The organism is Cryobacterium sp. 10I1 (genome assembly GCF_035019805.1).
Classification (GTDB): domain Bacteria; phylum Actinomycetota; class Actinomycetes; order Actinomycetales; family Microbacteriaceae; genus Cryobacterium; species Cryobacterium glucosi.
This window is the reverse complement of record NZ_JASJVF010000371.1, coordinates 1-2,255: the sequence shown is the minus strand read 5'-3', so window position 1 is coordinate 2,255 and position 2,255 is coordinate 1. Positions and strand designations below refer to the sequence as shown.

2 protein-coding genes and 1 pseudogene are annotated in these 2,255 nt (G+C 65.7%); 2 read left to right on the top strand and 1 reads right to left on the bottom strand.

Annotated features, from left to right (window positions below; genetic code table 11):
• A pseudogene (locus tag QN345_RS18120) lies at positions 1-447 on the top strand (nucleoside hydrolase); the annotation flags it as partial.
• A gap of 63 nt (positions 448-510) precedes the next feature.
• On the opposite strand, the gene QN345_RS18115 reads toward QN345_RS18120, so the two are convergent.
• Entirely contained in the window at positions 511-1,119 is a 609-nt protein-coding gene (locus QN345_RS18115) for a TetR/AcrR family transcriptional regulator (protein ID WP_134447060.1), read from the bottom strand.
• A 118-nt stretch (positions 1,120-1,237) separates the two neighbouring features.
• On the opposite strand from QN345_RS18115, the gene QN345_RS18110 reads away from it, so the two are divergent.
• On the top strand, positions 1,238-2,255 hold a 1,018-nt coding region (locus tag QN345_RS18110; protein WP_323509020.1), incomplete at its 3' end, for an ABC transporter substrate-binding protein.

Below are 2,255 nucleotides of genomic sequence, written 5' to 3'. Positions count from 1 at the left end.
ATCGACATCCGTGCGGCCCAGGTGATCTTCGACTCCCGGATTCCGCTCTGGCAGGTGCCGCGGGACGCCTACCGGCAGACGCTTTTCTCCTGGGCCGAGCTGCTCACCTCGGTACGGCCCTGCGGTGCGATCGGCCGGCACCTCTACGCGGCGCTCGCCGGGGTCGCGGGCACGGCCGGACGGCACGGGATCAACCTCGGTGAGACGTACATCCTCGGTGACAGCCCGCTCGTGCTCCTGACCGCGCTGCACTCCAGTTTCGAGCCTGACCCGTCCTCGAGCGCATGGGTCACCTGCACCGCCCCACGGATCCTCACGGACGGCAGCTACGATCCCACGCCGCGGCAGGGTCCGCGCCCGATCCGGGTCTACACCCGGCTTGACCTGCGCCTGCTCTTCGCCGACTTCACCGCCAAGCTCGCTGCCCACGCCGCCGCTGGAGAGTGACCTTTCCGGTCGAGAGTGCCAGGCCTACCGGTGACTCTCGACCGGAAAGGGCCGGGGAGAGTTCTAGAAGTCGATCGTGAAGAGGGGGCGCAGGTAGCGCCGGAGCTCCTCAGCCATGTCGAGGGTGTCCGGGGCGAGCAGCCACTGCACCTGCAGGCCGTCGCTGAGCGCGATGAGTGACCGCGCGGCGCTCGCCGGCTCGACTCCATCGACCAGCTGGCCCGCCGCCTGGACATTGGTGAACGCGTCGACCATCAGGCCGACGACCCAGGTATACCGGTCGAGGAAGTACTGGTGGGCCGGGTGTTCTGGCGCCGTCGCCTCGGCGGAGAGCACACAGTGCAGTTCCACAAGACCCGGTGCGAATTCGGCGTTGTACTCCGCCACGCGCACGATGCCGCGAATCGTCTCGATGTCGGGCGTGCCATCGATGGGGACGAGCGCCACGGAGCGCTCGTCGCGCAGTGCGAGCACGCCCGCGAGCAGTTCGTTCTTGTTCGAGAAGTGGTGCAGCAGGCCGGCCTGGCTCATTCCGACCCGCTCGGCGATCTCCCGTAGCGAACCGTTGCGAAAACCGTGGTTGGCGAACACCTCGATGCCGGCCTCGAGGATTTCCCGACGTCGGCCTGCCGTTTTGGCGTAGCTCCCACGCGACTTCCCCGTCATAGTCATGCGCTGACTCTAGCGCGGAAAATAACGATTTGACGAAAACCTAGTAGTTAATCGCTTTTCCTGTTAGCTTTTCAGCCACGCGACCCAAAGAGGGGTCACCCACTGAAAGGGAACACCGATGTTCCGATGGAAAAGCCTCACGGCGGCCGCAGCAGTTCTTGCTCTCGGCCTGACCGGTTGCTCGGCAACCAGCACCACGACCACCTCCGGCGCCCCGACCACACTCACCCTCGGCGTGATCGTTCCAGCTACCACCTTCTCGGCCGCGGATATCGCATTCGCCAATGAGGCCCCCTACGGCCAGGCGGTCTACGACACCCTCCTCAAGGCGGATCCGACCGGCGAGGTCGGACCCGACCTGGCCACCAAGTGGGAGTACAACGACACCAAGACGGTGCTCACCCTGACCCTTCGCGACGACGTCACCTTCACCGACGGCACCAAGTTCAACGCGGATGCCGCGGCCCAGAACCTGATCCGCTTCCGTGACGGCGCCTCGCCGAACAAATCCTTCCTCGCGTCACTCGCCGACGCGAAAGCCGTCGACGACACCCATGTCGCCCTCACCCTCACCCAGGCCGACCCGGCCCTGCTGCACTACCTGACCCAGAACGCCGGTATGCAGGAGAGCCCCAAGGCCTTCGGCAACGCCGACCTCAAGACCAACCCGGTCGGCAGCGGCCCGTACATCCTCGACACCACCAAGACCGTCGTCGGTACGAACTACGAGTTCACCAAGAACCCGAAGTACTGGGACCCGAGCTCCGTGCACTACGACAACCTCTCCATCAAGGTGCTCGCCGATGTCACCGCGATGCTGAACGCCGTCAAGGGCGGCCAGCTCAACGGCGCCAAGCTCACCGTCAACACCAACAACGCCGAGGTCGAAGCGGCCGGCTACACGCTGAACCCGTTCGAGCTGGACTGGACCGGTCTCATCCTGCTCGACCGCGACGGTTCGATGAACCCGGCCTTCAAGGACGTCCGGGTCCGCCAGGCGCTCAACTACGCGATCGACACCAAGGCCATGCTGACCGCGGTCGGTGAAGGCCTCGGCACCCCGACCACGCAGATCTTCCCGAAGAGCTCCGTCGCCTACGACGCGTCCCTCGACTCCCGCTACGCCTTCGACCCGG

Bases quoted from the DNA above. Each gene is read 5' to 3' on its own strand.
- QN345_RS18115 (WP_134447060.1), bottom strand. From the start codon at position 1,119: ATGACTATGACGGGGAAGTCGCGTGGGAGCTACGCCAAAACGGCAGGC.